This is a genomic window from Frankia torreyi (genome assembly GCF_000948395.1).
Classification (GTDB): domain Bacteria; phylum Actinomycetota; class Actinomycetes; order Frankiales; family Frankiaceae; genus Frankia; species Frankia torreyi.
The window spans coordinates 168475-187349 of record NZ_JYFN01000007.1; the positions used below are offsets into that span (position 1 = coordinate 168475).

Annotated in this window: 11 protein-coding genes and 2 pseudogenes; 5 read left to right on the forward strand and 8 right to left on the reverse strand. The window is 73.6% G+C overall.

What is annotated here, in order from left to right; all coding sequences use genetic code 11:
* The first annotated feature begins 64 nt into the window (after nt 1–64).
* From FF36_RS32450 to FF36_RS06855, 3 genes are all read left to right on the forward strand, one after another.
* Entirely contained in the window at nt 65–1717 is a 1653-nt protein-coding gene (locus FF36_RS32450) for a pyridoxal phosphate-dependent decarboxylase family protein (RefSeq protein ID WP_370657129.1), read from the forward strand.
* Nucleotides 1718–1904: 187 nt separating this feature from the next.
* Entirely contained in the window at nt 1905–5438 is a 3534-nt protein-coding gene (gene dnaE / locus FF36_RS06850; protein ID WP_044884111.1) for a DNA polymerase III subunit alpha, read from the forward strand.
* Between the two features lie 314 nt (nt 5439–5752).
* Nucleotides 5753–7147: an SAM-dependent methyltransferase gene (locus tag FF36_RS06855; protein WP_044884112.1), complete on the forward strand. Its 1395-nt coding sequence runs from the start codon at nt 5753–5755 to the stop codon at nt 7145–7147.
* 194 nt (nt 7148–7341) lie between these two features.
* Here the strand turns inward: FF36_RS06855 and FF36_RS06860 are convergent, their stop codons facing one another.
* From FF36_RS06860 to lat, 7 genes and pseudogenes are all read right to left on the reverse strand, one after another.
* Nucleotides 7342–7683, reverse strand: coding sequence for a type II toxin-antitoxin system PemK/MazF family toxin (locus tag FF36_RS06860; RefSeq protein ID WP_277912826.1), 342 nt, complete (start codon nt 7681–7683; stop codon nt 7342–7344).
* The gene (locus tag FF36_RS06865; protein ID WP_044884114.1) at nt 7680–7922 is read right to left on the reverse strand and encodes a ribbon-helix-helix domain-containing protein; all 243 of its coding nucleotides are present in this window, start codon (nt 7920–7922) and stop codon (nt 7680–7682) included. Before FF36_RS06865 ends, FF36_RS06860 begins: the two co-directional genes overlap by 4 nt.
* Nucleotides 7923–7926: 4 nt before the next feature.
* Entirely contained in the window at nt 7927–8868 is a 942-nt protein-coding gene (locus FF36_RS06870) for a 1-aminocyclopropane-1-carboxylate deaminase/D-cysteine desulfhydrase (protein ID WP_044884115.1), read from the reverse strand.
* Nucleotides 8869–8905: 37 nt separating this feature from the next.
* A complete protein-coding gene (gene ppk2 / locus FF36_RS06875) occupies nt 8906–9685 on the reverse strand; it encodes a polyphosphate kinase 2 (protein ID WP_277912828.1) in 780 nt (259 codons plus the stop codon).
* A 594-nt stretch (nt 9686–10279) separates the two neighbouring features.
* Nucleotides 10280–10941: aldehyde dehydrogenase family protein (locus FF36_RS37310; protein WP_242422347.1), on the reverse strand; the 662-nt coding region annotated here is incomplete at its 5' end.
* A 6-nt stretch (nt 10942–10947) separates the two neighbouring features.
* A pseudogene (locus FF36_RS37315) lies at nt 10948–12022 on the reverse strand (aldehyde dehydrogenase family protein); the annotation flags it as partial.
* Complete coding sequence (gene lat / locus FF36_RS06885; protein WP_082121732.1) at nt 12019–13434, reverse strand: L-lysine 6-transaminase; 1416 nt, start codon at nt 13432–13434, stop codon at nt 12019–12021. The pseudogene FF36_RS37315 and the gene lat, both read right to left, overlap by 4 nt.
* A 394-nt stretch (nt 13435–13828) precedes the next feature.
* Here lat and FF36_RS06890 point away from each other — a divergent pair, with 394 nt between their 5' ends.
* Entirely contained in the window at nt 13829–15730 is a 1902-nt protein-coding gene (locus tag FF36_RS06890) for a protein kinase domain-containing protein (protein ID WP_044884117.1), read from the forward strand.
* A gap of 305 nt (nt 15731–16035) precedes the next feature.
* A complete protein-coding gene (locus tag FF36_RS06895; protein WP_044884178.1) occupies nt 16036–17901 on the forward strand; it encodes a serine/threonine-protein kinase in 1866 nt (621 codons plus the stop codon).
* A gap of 247 nt (nt 17902–18148) precedes the next feature.
* On the opposite strand, the pseudogene FF36_RS36325 reads toward FF36_RS06895, so the two are convergent.
* Nucleotides 18149–18874: pseudogene (locus FF36_RS36325) on the reverse strand (hypothetical protein); the annotation flags it as partial.
* Nucleotide 18875: the final 1 nt, after the last annotated feature.

Genomic DNA, 18875 nt, shown 5'->3' on the forward strand with positions numbered 1-18875 from the left:
GTCCGCGCTGCGTGCCGCCGCCGGGCACGCCGATGCCTGGCTCGCCGGCCTCGCCGAGCGCCCGGTGCGCCCGGCGCACAGCGCCGCCGAGGTCCTGGCCCGGCTCGACGACCGGCTGCCGGCCGGCCCCAGCGACCCGGTGGCCGTCGTCGACGCGCTCGTCGAGGCGGTGGGGGGCGGGCTGACCGCCACCGGCTCGCCTCGGTTCTTCGGCTACGTCGTCGGCGGCACGCTGCCCGCCGCGCTCGCCGCGGACCTGCTCGCCGTCGTCTGGGACCAGAACGCGGCGCTGGCGTCGCTGTCGCCCGCGGCCAGCGCCGTCGAGACCGTCGCCGGCCGGTGGGTCGCCGAGCTGCTGGGCCTGCCGGCGGACGTGTCGGTGGGCTTCACCACCGGCACCCAGATGGCGCACGTCACCGCGCTCGCCGCCGCCCGCCAGCGGGTGCTCGCCGACGCGGGCTGGGACGTCGCCGCCGACGGCCTGACCGGGGCGCCGCCGGTGCGCGTGCTCGTCGGCGCGAACCGGCATGCCACCGTCGACGCCGCGCTGCGCCTGCTCGGCTTCGGCACCCGCACGATCGTCGAGGTGGCCACCGACCGGCTCGGCCGGATGCGCCCCGACGCCCTGCGCGCCGCCCTCGCACCGACCTCGACCGCGACCGCGCACCCGACCGGACAGGCCGGCGCCGAGCCACCGACACCAGCACCGATGCCGACATCAACATCGACGCCGACACCGACACCGACACCGACACCGACACCGACGATCGTCATCGCCCAGGCGGGGGAGGTCAACACCGGCGCCGTCGACCCGCTCGGCGAGATCTGCGCGATCGCCCACGCCCACGGCGCCTGGGTGCACGTCGACGGCGCCTTCGGCCTCTGGGCGGCGGTGTCGGGGTCACCGGCGCGGCGCGACCTCGTCGCCGGCGCCGAGCTCGCCGAGTCGTGGGCCACCGACGGGCACAAGTGGCTCAACGTCCCCTACGACTGTGGGATCGCGCTGGTCGCCGACCGGGTGGCCCACCGGCGGGCGGTGTCGACCTCGGCGGACTACTTCGTACTCGACACGGCGGGGCAGCTCGACCCGGTGGACTGGACGCCGGAGTTCAGCCGGCGGGCCCGCGCCCTCGCCGTCTACGCGGCGCTGCGTTCGCTGGGCCGCGCGGGCCTACGTGACCTCGTCGACCGGTGCTGCGCCCTCGCCGACCACGCCGCCACCCGGCTCGCCGCACTACCGGGGGTGACCATTCTGAACGCGAACGGCGACCCCGCCAGCCCGGAGCCCCTCGTCGCCCTCAACCAGGTGCTGATCCGGGTGGACGACCCACGCCCGGTGGCCGGCCGGACACACGACTCCTGGCCGGCGAGGCTGTCCGGGTCAGCCGAGGCAACGGGGTCAGCGGGGTTGGCGGGGTCAGCGGGGTCAGCGGCGGCGCGGGGGGACCGGCTGACCCGGCAGGTCACCGCGGCGGTGACGGCGGGCGGCGAGGCGTACGTGACCGGCACGGTGTGGCGGGGCCGCGCGGCGATGCGGCTGTCGGTGAGCAACTGGGCGACCACGCGACGGGAGATCGACCGGGCGATCGCGGCGATCGCCGGCGCGATCGCCGACGCTCGGCGTGAGCCGTTCCAGCCGGACGCCGCGCCGGCGGCGGTCGGGCCGCCCACCCGCCCCCGTGATGCCGATCCGCACCGCGGCGGTGTCCCTTCGTGATGCTCGGGCCGACACAGTGGTGGAGGTGCCGGCGGGCTCGGGCGGGCCGCTAGGCTGCCGGGGAAAGCCCCGTCCATCCGGCCGATCCCCGTGGCGAGCGCACCCGGCGCGTCGGCGTGCCGTCCGCCCGTGACGGGGTGATCGGCCGCGCTTCGACCGGCGTGCCCAGCGCGCGGGAGGGTCCGACGTGTCAAACTCCTTCGTCCACCTGCACGTTCACACCGAGTACTCGATGTTGGACGGGGCGGCTCGGCTGAAGGACATGTTCAGCGAGGTGTCGCGCCAGCAGATGCCGGCGGTCGCGATCACCGACCACGGCTACATGTACGGGGCGTACGACTTCCACCGGCAGGCCACCGCCGCGGGCGTGAAGCCGATCATCGGCTGCGAGGCGTACGTCGCCCCCGAGTCGCGCCTGCTCAAGCAGCGGGTGCGCTGGGGCGAGCCGCATCAGAAGAGCGACGACGTCTCCGGCGGCGGCTCCTACACCCACATGACGATGTGGGCGCGCAACGCCGACGGGCTGAAGAACCTGTTCAAGCTGAACTCGCGGGCGTCGATCGAGGGCCACTACATCAAGTGGCCGCGGATGGACCAGGAGATCATCGCCGAGCACGCCGAGGGGCTGATGGCGACGACCGGCTGCCCGTCCGGCATCGTGCAGACCCGGCTGCGCCTGGGCCAGTACGACGCCGCCCTGCAGGCCGCCGCCACCTATCAGGAGATCTTCGGCAAGGAGAACTTCTTCTGCGAGATCATGGACCACGGCCTCGACATCGAGCGCCGGGTCCGCGACGGGCTCGTCGACATCGCCCGCGCGCTGGACATGCGCTTCGTGGTCACCAACGACTCGCACTACACCTACGAACACGAGCGCGACGCCCACGCCGCGCTGCTGTGCGTGCAGACGGCCTCGACGGTGGCCAACCCGTCGTTCCAGTTCGAGGGCTCGGGCTACTTCCTCAAGAGCGCCGAGGAGATGTACGGCATCGACTCCTCGGACATCTGGCAGGAGGGCTGCGAGACCACGCTGCTGATCGCCGAGCGGGTCGACCCGAGCGGCATGTTCGCCAAGCGCAACCTGATGCCGCGCTTCCCGGTGCCGGACGGCGAGACCGAGGAGAGCTGGTTTCGCAAGGAGACCTGGGCGGGCATGGCCCGGCGCTTCCCGAACGGCTTCGACGACGAACACCGCGAGCGGGTCGAGTACGAGATCGGGATCATCCTCCAGATGGGGTTCCCGTCGTACTTCCTCGTCGTCGCGGACTTCATCATGTGGGCGAAGAGCCAGGGCATCCCGGTCGGGCCGGGCCGCGGCAGCGCCGCCGGGTCGATGGTCGCCTTCGCTCTCGGCATCACCGACCTTGACCCGATCCCCCACTCGCTGCTGTTCGAGCGCTTCCTCAACCCCGAGCGCGTGTCCATGCCCGACATCGACATCGACTTCGACGAACGTCGTCGCGGCGACGTGATCCGTTATGTCACCGAGCGCTGGGGCGACGACCGCATCGCGCAGATCGTCACCTTCGGCACCATCAAGGCCAAGGCCGCGATCAAGGACTCCTCGCGGGTGCTCGGCTACCCGTACGCCGTCGGCGACCGGATCACCAAGGCAATGCCGCCGGCCGTGATGGGCAAGGACATCCCGCTGGGCGGCATCTTCGACCCGAAGCACCCGCGCTTCAGCGAGGCCGGGGAGATCCGCGGGCTGTACGAGTCCGACGCGGACGTCAAGAAGGTCATCGAGACGGCGAAGGGCCTGGAGGGGCTGATCCGCCAGGCCGGGGTGCACGCGGCCGGCGTCATCATGTCCGCCGAGCCGATCATCGACCACATCCCGGTGTGGCGCCGCGACGCCGACGGCGCGATCATCACCCAGTTCGACTACCCGACGTGCGAGACCCTCGGCCTGCTCAAGATGGACTTCCTGGGCCTGCGCAACCTCACCGTCATGGATGACGCGGTGCGCAACGTCGAGGCCAACCGGGGCATCACGATCGACCTGCTGGGGCTCACCCTCGACGACTCCGCCGCCTACGAGCTGCTCGGCCGCGGCGACACCCTGGGGGTGTTCCAGCTCGACGGCGGGCCGATGCGCTCGCTGCTGCGGATGATGCGCCCGGACAACTTCGAGGACATCTCCGCCGTGCTCGCCCTGTACCGGCCGGGGCCGATGGGCGCGAACTCGCACATCAACTACGCGCTGCGCAAGAACGGCCAGCAGGAGATCACCCCGATTCACCCGGAGCTGTCCGACGCGCTCGCCGACATCCTCGACACGACCTACGGCCTGATCGTCTACCAGGAGCAGGTCATGGCGATCGCGCAGAAGGTCGCCGGCTACTCCCTCGGCGGCGCCGACCTGCTGCGCCGGGCGATGGGCAAGAAGAAGAAGGAGATCCTCGACAAGGAGTTCGTTCCCTTCTCGGAGGGGATGAAGACCAGCGGGTACTCCGAGGCTGCGATCAAGACGCTGTGGGACATCCTCGTCCCGTTCTCCGACTACGCGTTCAACAAGGCGCACACCGCCGGCTACGGGCTGGTCTCCTACTGGACGGCGTACCTCAAGGCCAACTTCCCGGCCGAGTACATGGCCGCGCTGCTGACGTCCGTGCGCGACGACAAGGACAAGAGCGCGATCTACCTCAACGAGTGCCGCCGGATGGGTATCCGGGTGCTCCCGCCGGACGTCAACAGTTCCAACGCCGACTACACCGCGCACGGCGACAACGAGATCCGGGTGGGGCTCGCCGCCATCCGCAACGTCGGGACGAACGTCGTCGAGTCGATCGTCCGTACCCGGAAGGCGAAGAGCCGCTTCGTCTCCTTCCCGGACTTCCTCGACAAGGTCGACGCGGTGGTCTGCAACAAGCGCACCATCGAGTCGCTGATCAAGGCCGGCGCGTTCGACGCGCTCGGGCACACCCGCCGCGGCCTGGTGGAACGGCACGAGCAGGCCGTCGACGCGGTGATGGGCGTGAAGAAGAAGAACGCCGAGGGCCAGTTCGACCTGTTCGCCCTCGACGCCGACGACGACCCGGGCGCCGCGCCCGTCTTCGGCGTGCAGGAGTTCTCCGACCAGGAGTGGGACAAGACGGTCAAGCTGTCCCACGAGCGGGAGATGCTCGGGCTCTACGTCTCCGACCATCCCCTGCGCGAGGTCGAGCACATCCTCACCGCGAAGGCGGACTGCAGTATCGCCGCGCTGACGGGCGGGGAGTACGCGGACGGGTCCACCGTGACCATCGCCGGGATCATCTCCAGCCTGCAGCGCAAGGTGACCAAGCAGGGCAAGCTCTGGGCGCTGACCACCGTCGAGGACCTCGCCGGCGGACTGGAGGTGATGTTCTTCCCGCAGACGTACGAGGTGTGCTCCACCCAGCTCGCCGAGGACGCCGTCGTCATCGTCCGAGGCCGCCTGGACAAGCGGGAGGACACCCCGCGCCTGATCGCCGCCGAGCTGACCGTGCCGGATCTCAGCGACGCGGCGCTCAGCCCCCCGGTGGTGATCACCATGTCCGCGGCCCGGGTGAACCCGCCGACGGTGGAACGGCTGCGCGAGGTGCTGGGCACCCACCCGGGGACGACCGAGGTGCACCTGCGGCTGCAGACCCCCGGCCAGATCACTCTGCTGCGCCTCGACGACGCCTACAAGGTCCAGCGCACCCCCGCGCTGATGGGCGATCTCAAGGCCCTGCTCGGCGCCGCCGCGGTCGCCTGAGCCCGCCGCTCCCCGACCCTCCCCGACCACCGCCACCTGCAGTTTTCCCTACGTCAACCGGCCGAAATATTCCCGCCGACGGGGATACCACCATGCGACACCGGACACCGTTCGGACACGGCGTTTCTGGGGGACGATGAGAGCCAGGTAACCAGGTGCGACCGCGCCCCGCGGGGCTGGGCCGACCACGGGCCTTCCGCTGATCGACCGGGCCACCGGCGTGGGCGAAGGTCCTGGTCGGGCGGGTGCCGACCGGGCAGTCTCCGGCGACGTCCCAGCCGAAGGGACCGCGCACACGACCCGGAGGATGCGCCTTGACGATCAGTCGAGAACTGGAGGAGCACGAGCCCGCCGCCCAGCCAACCCCTGTTCCGGACCCACGGTGGTCGCCGGAGCTCGTACGGGCGACCCGCACCCTGCTCGAGACCTTCATCGGGACCGCGCCACCGGTGCGGATCGTCCTGTGGGACGGCTCCGCGCTCGGCCCGGACACCCCCACGCAGGTCGTGGTGCGCTCGCCGGAGGCGATGCACCGCGCCCTGTTCCGCCCCGGCGAGCTGGGTTTCGCCCGCGCCTTCGTCGCCGGTGATCTCGACGTCGAGGGCGACATCTTCGCCGCCCTGGAGCTGCGCGACCACCTGTCCGCCCTCCCGCACCGCCCCACCGCCGCCACGGCACCCGCCCTGCTGACCCTGCTGCGCGAGCTCGGCGCCCGACCACCCGCCCCGCCGCCGGAGGAGGCCCGTCTACACGGGCGCCGCCACAGCCGCCACCGCGACGCCGCGGCGATCTCCCACCACTACGACGTGTCCAACGCGTTCTACCGGTTGATCCTCGGCCCGACGATGACCTACTCGTGCGGGGTGTGGGAGTCGCCGGCCAGCGGGCTCGACGCCGCCCAGACCGCCAAGCACGAGCTGGTCTGCCGCAAGCTCGGGCTGCGCCCCGGCGAGCGACTGCTCGACGTCGGCTGCGGGTGGGGCAGCATGCTCATCCACGCCGCCCGCCACCACGGCGTCCACGGCGTCGGGGTGACGATCTCGGTGGAGCAGGCCGCCGAGGCCCGCCGCCGGATCGCCGAGGCCGGGCTCACCGACGCCATCGAGATCCGTCTGCAGGACTACCGGGAGATTCCCGACGGCCCGTTCGACGCGATCAGCTCGGTCGGCATGGTCGAGCACGTCGGGCGGGCGATGCTGCCGACGTACTTCGCCAGCCTCTACGGGCTGCTGCGCCCCGGCGGCCGGCTGCTCAACCACGGGATCTCCTCCCCCGGCGACCCGGCCGGGGCCTACCGCTACCAGCCCCACCTCGGCCCGATCCCGCTGCCGAAGGGCCGCGACTTCCTGCGCCGCTACGTCTTCCCGGACGGGGAGCTGCACGAGATCGGCCTGATGACGTCGCTGACGCAGGCCGCCGGCTTCGAGGTCCGTCACGTCGAGAACCTGCGTGAGCACTACGGCCTGACCCTGCGGGCCTGGGTTCGGGCGCTGGAGGAGAACTGGGACACCGCCGTCGCCCAGGTCGGCGCCGGGCGCGCCCGGGTGTGGCGGCTGTACATGGCCGGCTCGGCGCTCAGCTTCGAGGGCGGCCAGACCCAGATCCACCAGACCCTCGCCGTGCGCCCCGACGCCGGCCGCTCCGGCCAGCCCCTGCGCCCCCGCTACGACTCCCCCGCCCCCCTACCCACCCAGCCCACCACCGGCTGACCTACGACGCCCCGGCCCCCGACCCGGCCCGACACCGCCGGCCGGGCCGGCGTCCGGGGCGATCCCCGTCGCGGTAACCGATCTTGACGATCATTCCTGCGCCAGCGGGCAGTCCTGGCGGTCCCCTCCCGCTTCGACAGCCACGGATGCCGGCGGCTCCACGGTCAGCACGACCCGGCCCGCCACTGTCGCGGTCAGAGCCCGAGTACGTGACGCAGTCCGCGGTCCAGGTCTCGCATGAGGCCCCCCGGGACAGCGCCCACAGCGTGCCCGAGTTCGTCCTTGTTGACGGTGACGATGGCCGCCACGTTGGCGACGGAGTCCCGTGGAAGGCCGGTCACCGCGGCGGGGAGGAAGATGTTGCCGGGCATGGTGGCAAGCACGGTGTTCGAGGTGATGACGACCGCGACGGCTGTGGCCAACCGGCTCGCGTTGTAGGGCGCGGACTGGACGACCACCACCGGGCGGCGCTTCGCGGGGCGACTGCCCTCCGCCTCACCGAGGTCGACCCAGCGAATGTCGCCCCGGCTGATCACCAGTCCTCGCTGTCGCCCAGTGCTCGCCGGCCGGCGCGCGCCGCGGCCTCGAACGAGTCGTCGGGACCCGCGAGCTCCAGTGCGGCGTCGATGCGCTCGGTGAGGGACTGCGCGTCGAGCTCCTCGATGTAGCGGCGCGCGGCTGTCGTGAAGAACTCGGAGCGACTCACACCAAGTGCGGCCGCGCGACGCTCAGCCTCGTTGAACGTCTCGTCCGGGATCGAGATCGCAGTCTTCACACGCTCAGTATAACCGGGTATGACGATCATCCGATGGTCCCGTCCGGGGGTCGGGTCCGAGGCCGTCCGCCACGGCGTTGAGGACGGCGACGACCGTCGTGCCGGGTGCGAAGGCGTCGGCCTCGGCGAGGGCGAACAGGGCGTAGAGCAGCTTCGCCTCGTACACCGGTTCCAGGCCCAGGCCGTGGCGGTCGTGGAAGTCGACGATGAAGCGGCCCAGTTCCGGGGTCGACCTCGCGTAGCCGCCGAAGTGGAAGTCGTAGGCCATGGTCCAGTTGCCGGAGTTCGCGCCGAACGCCGCACGCTGGAGGGCGTCGACGTCGTCGGCGAGGAATCCGGCGCCCCGCAGCACCGGGACGCCGAGGGCGCGCTGGCCCGGCGCGAGGCCCGCGGCGAGGCCGGCGAGGGTGCCGCCGGTGCCGCACGAGCAGCAGAGCACGTCGAAGGGACGGTCGATCTCGGCGGGCAGCGCGGCGCAGCCGCGCACCCCGAGCGCGTTGCTGCCGCCCTCGGGCAGCAGGTAGAACGCCCCGAACTCGGCGCTCAGCCGCTCGACGACCGCGGCCGACGTCTTCGCCCGGTACGAGGTCCGGTCGAGGTAGGCCAGCCGCATCCCGGCGTCGACGGCGAAGCGCAGCGTCGGGTTGAGCGGCAGGTGTTCCTCGCCCCGGATGACCCCGACCGTCCGGAGGCCGAACAACCGGCCGGCCGCCGCCACCGCCCGGATGTGGTTCGAGTAGGCGCCGCCGAAGGTCAGCAGCGTGTCGTGCCCGAGCCGGCGCGCCTCGTCGAGGTTGCCCCGCAGCTTGCGCCACTTGTTGCCGGGGATGTCCCGGTGGATGAGGTCGTCCCGCTTGAGCAGCAGGCGGACGCCCCGCGCACCCAGCCGCGCATCCGCGATCTCCTCCAGCGGCGACGGCAACGCCGGCAGCGGGAAGCCCCCCACAACAGCAAGGTAGCCGAACCCGCGGCGCCGGAAGGGATCAGTGCAGCGTGGGGAAGGTGCGGTCGGCCTTCTCGCCGGTCTCCAGCAGGTTCATCGCGGGGCCGACGATCAGCGGGTCGGGGGTGCCGACGACGTCGGGCTCCTTGCCGGTGTAGGGCAGCGTGTGCAGGACGTGACGCATGGTCTCCAGCCGGGCCCGCTTCTTGTCGTTGCTCTTCACCACCGTCCACGGCGCCTCGACCGTGTCGGTGTAGAAGAACATCGCTTCCTTGGCGTCGGTGTAGTCGTCCCAGCGATCCAGCGCGGCGAGGTCGATCGGGCTGAGCTTCCACTGCCGGACCGGGTCGATCTGCCGGACGATGAACCGGGTCTGCTGCTCGCGGCGCGACACCGAGAACCACAGCTTGATCACTCTGATCCCGCTGCGGGTCCACATCCGTTCCAGCTCCGGGGCCTGGCGCAGGAACTCGCGGTACTGGTCCGGGGAGCAGAAGCCCATGACCCGCTCGACGCCGGCCCGGTTGTACCAGGACCGGTCGAACATGACGATCTCGCCGGCCGTGGGCAGGTGCTCGATGTAGCGCTGGAAGTACCAGGACTGCTGCTCGCGCGGCGACGGCTTCTCCAGGGCGACGACCCGGGCGCCCCGGGGGTTCAGGTGCTCGGTGAACCGCTTGATCGTGCCGCCCTTGCCGGCGGCGTCGCGGCCCTCGAAGACGAGCACGATGCGCTGCCCGGTCTCCTTGGCCCAGTACTGCATCTTCAGCAGCTCGATCTGCAGCAGCCGCTTGTCGCGCTCGTAGTCGGCGCGGGCCAGGCGGGTGTCGTACGGGTAGTTCTCGCGCCAGGTGTCGACGGGGGNTCCGTCGGGCCGCAGCAGCGTCGCCTCGTCGTCGTCCTCGTCGAGGACCCGCAGGCCGGCCAGGCTCTCCGCGTGGACCCCGACCCGCTCGGCGAGGCCGGCCGCGCCGAGCCACCCACCGATACCGTCGGCGATGCCGTGCACCAGCGGCTCCGCCCGGCCGTCGGCCCCCTTGGGGATCACCCGTTCGACGTGGGTCACGCTGATTCCCTCCCGTACGGACAACGAGGCTGCACCGGGGGGCTGTTCCCACCCGACGGCGCCGTACACGGGGCGAATCCGCAGGGCCGGGGGCAGCCGGCCGGCCAACCGTACGGAAGCCGGCCAGCCCATGGTTGACGCGCGCCCGAACACCAGGTGACAGAACAGTCCGCATCCGACAGAACCGGCACATCGGACGCCCACTGAGCGCCCTCTCGGAGCGAGCGGATGCAGGGGAGCGCGCCTACCTGTCTCTTCCACGGGGTTCGGCGCCCGATTTGTCCCTGTGGAAGAGATAGCGGACGCCGTTCCCAGGCACGCAGCAGGTCGGGCCCGGCGGGTGGGAGGTCAGCCGGGCAGGCGGAAGGACAGGTCGGCGGCGGGGACCGCGGTGTCGAGCTGGGCGCGCTGCAGCCGGCCGGAATAGTCCCAGCTCAGCGACTGCCAGCGGGTGACCTGGTCGAGCATCCAGATCCCGGACTGGCGGCTGCCGTTGCCGGACCGGCCGTTACCACCGAAGGGCAGGTGCGCCTCGGCGCCGGTCGTCGACCCGTTGACGCTGACCATCCCGGCGCGCACCCCGCGGCGGAACCGCAGCGCGCTCGCCGCGTCCGCGGTGTAGATCGACGACGACAGGCCGTAGCCGGGCAGGTTCGCCAGCTCGATCGCCTCGTCGAGGTCGCGGTAGGTGGTGACGCCGACGATCGGCCCGAACGTCTCCTCGCGGAACAGCTCGTCGTCGGGGCGCACCCCGTCGACGATCAACGGATGGTAGTAGAGCCCGCGGTCCGGGTCGCCGACGAAGCCGCGTCGCGGCCCGTTGCGGGGCAGGCCGCCGGCTCCGAGCGGTTCCGCGGAACCGGCACCGCCGACAGTTCCCCCGGCCCAGCCGGCCCTGCCGGTTCCCCCGGCCCTGCCGGTTCCCCCAGTTGCGCCGGTTCCCCCGATTGCGCCGGTGATGCGGCCGAGCGCGGTGGAGCCGGACAGGCGGTGATGGTCGCGCAGGAGGGNGAGGNGACGCTCGAAACCGGCGGCGAAGCGGGCGTCGAGCAGCGGTCCGTAGAGCACGTCGCCGGTGGGGTCGCCGATGACCGCGGCGGACACGGCGGCGTCGAGGCGGCGGACGAACGCGGCGTGCACCGACTCGTGCACGATCGCCGTGCCGAGCGAGGTGCAACGCTGCCCGGCGGTACCGAATCCGCCGAACACGGCGGCCTCGACGGCGGCGTCGAGGTCGGCGTCGGGCGCGACCACCATGGGGTTCTTGCCGCCGAGCTCCAGGCACGGCGACTGCAGGTGCCGCCCGCACAGGGCGCCGATGAACCGTCCGACCTCGGTGGACCCGGTGAAGCCGACCTTGTCCACGGCCCCGGCGGCCAACGCCCGTTCCAGCCCCAGCGACGTCGCCCGGCCGTCGGCGGGGACGAGGTTCACCGCGCCCCCGGGCACCCCTGCGGCGGTCAGCAGGTCCAGCATCGCCTGCGCGCAGGCGGCGGCGTACTCGGCCGGCTTCCACACCACCGTGTTCCCGGCGAGCAGCGCCGGCACGAGGTACCAGGACGGGACCGCCACCGGGAAGTTCCCGGCGGTGATCACCATCATCACCCCGAGGGGCTCCCGGAAGGTGAACAGCTGGCGGTCCGGCATCTCGGACGGCACGGTCTGCCCGTAGAGCCGCCGGCCCTCCCCGCGGAAGAACTCGCAGGTGTCGATGATCTCCTGGACCTCGCCGCGGGCCTCGGCGGCGGGCTTGCCGACCTCGCGCGTCACCAGCCGGGCGAGGGCGTCGGCGTTGTCCGCGACGAGCCGGCCGAAGCTGCCGATCACCGACCCGCGCACGGGGGCCGGCACCGCAGCCCACTCGCGCGTCGCCGCCCGGGCGGCGACGGCGGCGGCGAGGATGGTCTCGGGACCGACGAGCTCGACCTCCGCGACGACCTCGTCGAGTCGGGCCGGGTCGGTGGAGGCGACGACGCGGACCGCCGCCGGCTCGACCTCGGCGCCGCCGGCCGGACCCCCGACAGTCGCGCACAGGTCGTGGGCGCGTCCGGCGATACGCGCGCCGACGCGCCGCGGGCGTACCAGGGTCATGCCAGGTTCCCCTCTTCCAGGTCGGCGAGGACTCGGGCGAGTGCGGTGACGCCGGTGCTGAGCTGGTCGGCGCTGACGGTCAGCGCCGGGCGGAACCGCAGGGTGCGGACGCCCGCGGGCAGCGCGAGGACGTGTTCGCGCACCCGCAGCCGGCGCAGCACCTCGTCGCGGATGGTCCGATCGGGCAGGTCCACCGCGCAGAGCAGGCCCCGCCCGCGCGGGTTGGCCAGCAGCCCCGGATGGGCCTCCGCGAGCGCGGACAACTCGGTCAGCAGGCCGGCACCGAGCTCACCGGCCCGCGCGATGAGCCCTCGGGCCTCGATGACCTCCAGGATCCGGGTCGCGCGGACCATGTCGACCAGCCCGCCGCCCCAGGTGGAGCTGATCCGGCCGGGGACGGCGAGGACGTTGGCGGCGACCTCGTCCACCCGCCGCCCGGCCATGATCCCGCCGAGCTGGACCTTCTTGCCGAACGCGACGATGTCGGGACGCAGGCCGAGCTGCTGGTAGGCCCAGGCCGACCCGGTCGCGCCGACCCCGGTCTGGACCTCGTCGAGGACGAACAGCGCGTCGTGGCGCCGGCACAGCGCGGCCATGGCGGCGAGGAACTCGGCGCGCAGGTGGTTGTCACCGCCCTCGCCCTGGATCGGTTCGGCGAGGAAGCAGGCGATGTCGTGCGGGTGGGCGGCGAAGGCCGCCTCGGCCTGCGCCAGCGCGGCGCGCTCGGCGGCGACGACGGCGTCGAGGGCGGCTGGAGTGCAGGGGAAGGTCATCGCCGGGCAGTCGATGCGCGGCCAGTCGAACACGGGAAACCGGTCGGTCTTGACCGGATCGGTGTTGGTGACCGACAGCGTGTAGCCGCTGCGCCCGTGGAAGGCGTGGCGCAGGTGCAGCACGCGGCGGCCGAGTCGGGCCGGGCGGCCGTGCGCGGCGTTGTGCCGGCTCTTCCAGTCGAAGGCGCACTTGAGCGCGTTCTCCACCGCCAGCGCGCCGCCCTCGACGAAGAACAGGTGCGGCAGCTCCGGGTCGCCGAGGACCCGGGCGAAGGTGCGCACGAACTCGGCGTAGGCGGCGGTGGCCACGTCCGGGTTCGCCGGCTTGTTGACCGCGACGCGGCCCAGCCGGTCGAGGAAGCCCGGGTCGCCGGCCAGCTCGGGCGGGTTCACTCCGAGTGGCGCCGAAGCGAAGAAGCTGTAGAGATCGAGGTAGCGCCGGCCGTCGCGGGCGTCGACCAGGACGCTGCCGGCGCTCTCGGCCAGGTCGCAGACCAGGTCCAGGCCGTCGACGAGCACGTGGCGGCGCAGGACGGCCAGCACGTCGCGCGCCGCGACGGGTGGCCCGACCGGCACCCCCTGCGCCACCCGGAGCGCCTCCACCGCCTGCCCCGCGGCCCGTGGAACGCGGACGACCATCCAGGCTCCCTCCGTCACCGGCCGCGGCGAGCGCAACCCGCTCGCGACCCTCACCCCTCACGAATATCTTCCCTCAAGAACTGCATTGAATCTTCAATATTCCCGTATTGCCTCAGATACTCCTCTGATCATCCCGCCAAAGATGGAACCGACCGACGATTCGCCGGATCGGCGATCACGCACCAGATCGAAACGAAGAGCGATCGAATAGCTGCACAGTGCGACGATTCGGTCAGCAGGTGAGGGCAACCACCGCACCGAGAGACAATCGGCCCATTCCCTGCGTTGCCCCGGGGGTGCGCTCCACCAAGGCGTGATCGGATAGCCTCCCCCGACCCTGTCGATCCCCGCACCACCCGCCCGCCGGCGGAGAGCTCGGAGAATAGGAAGCGGTGTGCTGACGCCCCTGACCTCGGACGACCCACGCCGCATCGGACCCTTCCGGTTGGCGAACCGCATCGGCGCCGGTGGCATGGGCGTCGTCTACCTCGGCTTCGGCGACGACGGCAAGCCGGTCGCCGTCAAGGTCCCTTCCGCCGGCCTCGCCGACAACCCCGAGTTCCGCTCCCGGTTCCGGCAGGAGGTCGACGCCGCGCGGCGCGTACGGGGCAGCTCCGTGGCGACGGTGCTCGACGCCGACCTGACCGGCGAGCGCCCCTGGATGGCCACCGAGTACGTCGAGGGCCGCAGCCTCGCCGACGCCGTCGCCACCCGCGGTGAGCTCGACGACCGCCTGGTCCACGGGCTGGCGATCGGGCTCGCCGACGCCCTCGTCGCCATCCACGCAGCGGGTGTGGTGCACCGCGACCTCAAGCCGGCGAACATCCTGCTGGCCTGGGACGGTCCGAAGGTCATCGACTTCGGCATCGCCCGCGCGGGGGACAGCACCAGCCACACCCGCACCGGGATGCTGATCGGCACGCTGGTCTGGATGGCCCCCGAGCAGTTGCGCGGCGAGCGCGCCGGGCCGCCCGCGGACATCTTCGCCTGGGGAGCCTGCGTGGCGTTCGCCGCCGCCGGGCGCCCGCCGTTCCGAGGGGAGCGCGCCGAGGCGGTCGGCATGCAGATCCTCACCGCCGAGCCCGACCTCGACGACCTGCCGCCCGACCTGCTCGGCGTCGTGCGGGCCGCGCTGGAGAAGGAGCCCGCCCGCCGGCCCACGGCGACCGAGCTGCTCGCCCGGCTGGTCGGCCGCGACGTGCGCTCCCCCGCCGACTCGGACGAGGCCAGCGAGACCGCCCTGGCCCAGGTGTGGTCGCTGCCGCCCACCCCGCCGCAGGGCGCCGGCCCGCTCGGGGGAGCGCGCAACGCCGGGTATGGCGCGGCCGGGGGGCGCCCCGAACGCGCCGCCGGCGGCTACCCGGATCCGACGCTGCGCGACCCCCGATCGGCCTACGACGCCCCGCCCGCCTACGGCAGCCGCGCCGGCTATGACAACCAGGCCGGCTATGACAACCAGGCCGGCTACGGCTACGGCGCGGCACCCCCGCGCGCCGGTGGTCCGGGCTACGACGACCGCGTCGCCGGTCCGGGCGGCCGCCGGAGCACCGCCCCCTATGCGGACCAGCACGCCGTGGGCCCCGGCGGCACCGGACGGCGGGCCGACGGCTGGGACGGCTCCGCCGGGGGTGGGCGCGGTTCGGGAGGCGGGCGGAGCGGCCCGGTCATCGCGGTCGCCGTCCTGATCGCGCTGCTGCTCGGCGGCGGGATCGCGGCGGCCGTCGCGCTCAGCGGCGGTGGTGGCGGGGACGACAACGTCGCCACCCCGCCCACCGGAACCACGCAGGATGCCGGTGGCACGGTGGGCGCGACGGCGACCAGCGGCCCGACGCCGGCCACGAGCGCCGCCTCCCCCCCGCCGAGCTCCTCGCCGTCGCCCAGCTCGACGCCGTCGGCGTCCCCGAGTCCCACGACGCTGTCCACCGACGACGCGGCCGCCCTCGTGCGAGGGAAGGGCTACGAGCCGGACATGAGCACCTACCAGGAGGACCGCCAGCTCAGCGTCGTCATCGGTACCGCGCCGGCGACCGGGGACACTCCGCGCCAGCTCGCCTACGTCTTCGCCGACGGCCAGTTCCGCGGCACCGACACCTCGGCGCCGAGCGCCCACATCACCGTCAAGAGCCAGCGCAACGACCACGAGGTGGTGCTGCGCTACGACACCTTCAACCCGCAGGACCCGATCAACTCCCCGTCCGGCCACGCCGACGTACGCTTCCGCTGGAAAGGCAATGCCTTCTCCACCCTCGATCCGATCCCGTCGAACGATCCCAACGCCACCGATAGCCGCCGGTAGCCGGACAATGGCCGGCTGCCGGGGACGACGCGCCCACCCCCGCAACCGGCGACAAACGAACGGCTGGAAGCATTACGGTTCAGGCAGCGCGATCCCGTGGCGGATGGGCGGCCTCGACGGCTGGCCCACGGCCCGGCGGGGACGACGGGCCGGCCGGGGCCCACGATGATCGAAGGAGTGACCATTTCGGCGCAGGTCGGGCAGTCCGGTTGGCGTCACCGGACTCGGCGGCGGACACGGTGCCGGTCGGGACGGCCGGTCGGGATGGCATCGGTCGGGGTGGCATCGGTCGGGATGGCGTCGCGATGTTGACACCGCTCGTCGAGGACGACCCGCGCCGGGTCGGCCCCTTCGCCATCCACAACCGGATCGGCGCGGGCGGCATGGGCACCGTCTACCTGGGGTTCAACGCGGATGGACGGGCCGCGGCGGTGAAGGTGCCCGACGCCAGGTTCGCCGACGACCCCGAGTTCCGGGAACGCTTCCGCCGCGAGGTCGCCGCCGCCCGGCGCGTGCACGGCCGCGCGGTCGCCGCAGTGCTCGACGCCGATCCGGAGGCCGTCGCCCCCTGGCTCGCGACCGAGTACGTGGAGGGAACCAGCCTCGCGGACGCGGTGCTGCGCCACGGGCGGATGGAGGAGCGGCTGCTGCACGGCTTCAGCGTCGGACTGGCCGACGCCCTGATCGCCATCCACGCCGCCGGGGTCGTCCACCGCGACCTCAAGCCGTCGAACATCCTGCTGGCCTGGGACGGCCCGAAGGTCATCGACTTCGGCATCGCCCGGGCCTCCGGGGTGCCCAGCCACACCCGGACCGGGATCCTCATCGGGACGCTGGCCTGGATGGCCCCCGAGCAGCTACGCGGCGAACGGGCCGGGCCGCCCGCGGACATCTTCGCCTGGGGTGCCTGCGTGACCTATGCGGCCACCGGCCACCCGCCGTTCGCCTCGGAGCAGGCCGACGTGCTGACCCGGATGCGCGAGGACCGCCCGCCGGACATCGCCGGGGTGCCCGACGGGCTCGCCCCCCTGGTACGAGCCGCGCTCGCCCGCCGCCCGGAGGATCGACCGAGCGCGGCCGAGCTCGTCCGCCTGCTTGTCGCCGACCCGCGGGTCGCCACGCCCGCGGACGCCGACCGGGCGGCGGCGCTCGCCCTCACCCCCTGGCAGGCCCGCCCACCGCTCGCCGCCCCCGACGACGCCCCCACCGCCCGCGCCAGCGGCCCTGCCCGGGCCGTCGGGGTGGCCGGCGCGGCCGCGGCGCCGGCGGCGCTCGATCCCGATCAGCCCGATCAGCCCACCCACCCGCTGGCGCTGCGTCCCACCCCGCCGCCGGGCGGGGACCGCTCTCTCGGCACCTTCCCCATGCCACGCTGGTCGGACGCCACCGCGGGCGGTGACGGTCTACCGGCCGCCGGCGGCCCGGACCCGGCCGGGCGCGAGCTCGTCGACGTGTCGCGCCTGACCGACCCCCGCCCGTTCTCCGGGCGCCCCACGCCTGTCGCCGCGGGAAGTCCGGGCGCCCCGCGTCCCGGCGCGCCGGGGCCGGGCGTGCTGCGCGCCGGCGCGGCGGGGTCGGGCGCCCTGCGCGTCGGCTCCGCGGGCGCGGGAGGCGCCGGGGGCGACTCTGGGGGCACAGGCCGATCGGGCGGGATGATCCGCCGTAGCAGTCCGCTGGATGTCGCCTTCGGCTGGTTGCCGCCGCCGTGGCGACGGTCGGGCCCGCTGGCCGGCGGTGCGCTGCTGGTCGCCCTGCTCGTCGGCATCCTCGCGGTCCTCGTCGCGGCCGGCGGCTCGGATTCGCAGGTGGAACCGCCGGGGGTACCGCCGCTGGACCATCCGGCGCCGGGCGCGCGCTCCGGTCCGGCGGTGCCCGGCGGCCCGCGGTGGACGTCCGGCGGTGCCCGCGACCCGCTGCCATCGCCGCGGACCGCCGCGCCCCCGTCCGGTGGTGCGCAGCCTCACCCGACGTCCGATCCGCAGGGCCGGGCGACCGCGACCGTCTCGCCGAGCGCCGAACCGACGTCGCCGACCGAGCGGCCGACACCGACCTCGGGTGCCTCCCCGAGCGGCGAGCCGTCGCCGTCGGCGACCGCGTCGGCCCCGGCGTCGCCCACGAGCTGCCCGACAGGGTCGGGCGGCACGGCCACGTCCCCGCCGCCCGCCTGCTAGCCGAGCGCGGCCGAGGTCCAGGCCGGCTGGCGGCTGGCGGCTGGCGGCACGAGTTTCCCGGCCGCCGTGTGATCATCACCGCCGTCGGTGACTGCCTGCATACCAGGAGATGCTGGAGGCTGATGGCCGTTCCGAGGCCCGGGGACCGTCACCAGCCTCCAGCACTTCGACCCCGCCCGGGCCGGAACGCGTCCGGACCGCCGAGGGATCGGGGGGATGCGCGCGAACCGCTACCCGACGTGATCGGTCACGGCGCGGCGCTGGTGTAGAGGCGCAAGCTGCTCGGCGACGGCTGCGCGGTCGGGGAGCTACCGCAGGTGCGCTTGCTGCCCGCGCGCCCACCGGAGTTCTGGCAGGTCTTGGTCGGTTTGGGCGTCGGTTTGGGCGTCGGCTTGGGGGTCGGCGCGCTCGAGGAGGGCTCCGCCGTCGGCGCCGGGGGGGTGGCGGTCGGCGAGCGCGTTGCGGGAGGAGCCGGCGGCGGCGTCGTGACGGTGCCACCCGCGCTGGGCGACGCCCCACCCGGGGATGGCGGCGGACCGGCGGCGCCCGAGGCCGGGACGGGCCCGACGACGCCGCCGGGAGCCGGCGAGCCGGGGACAGGGGCGCCGGGGGCGGCCGGATTGCCGGCGACGCCGCCCGGCGCCGGCACGGAGCCGTACCAGGCACCTGGGCCGCCACCGCGGGCTCCGCCCTGCCCCGACGAGGTGAGGCCGGCCCCCGGGGACGCACCGGCGCTGACGCTCACCCGGGAGACCGGCGCGGGGGCCGGGTCCGAGCCGTCGGAGGGGATCGCCGCGGCGGCGACCGCCGCGGTGGCAACGCCAAGCAGCAGGGCGATGCCGCCGGCCAGGACGCGGGACCGCCGCCGGCCGGCCGCATCGGCGCTCCCGTCGCCCGGCTCGCCGCCGCGCCCCCCGGTCGGGCCGGCCGCCCCCGTCCGATCGGGCCGCCCCGACGACGCCGGGCCGTTCGCN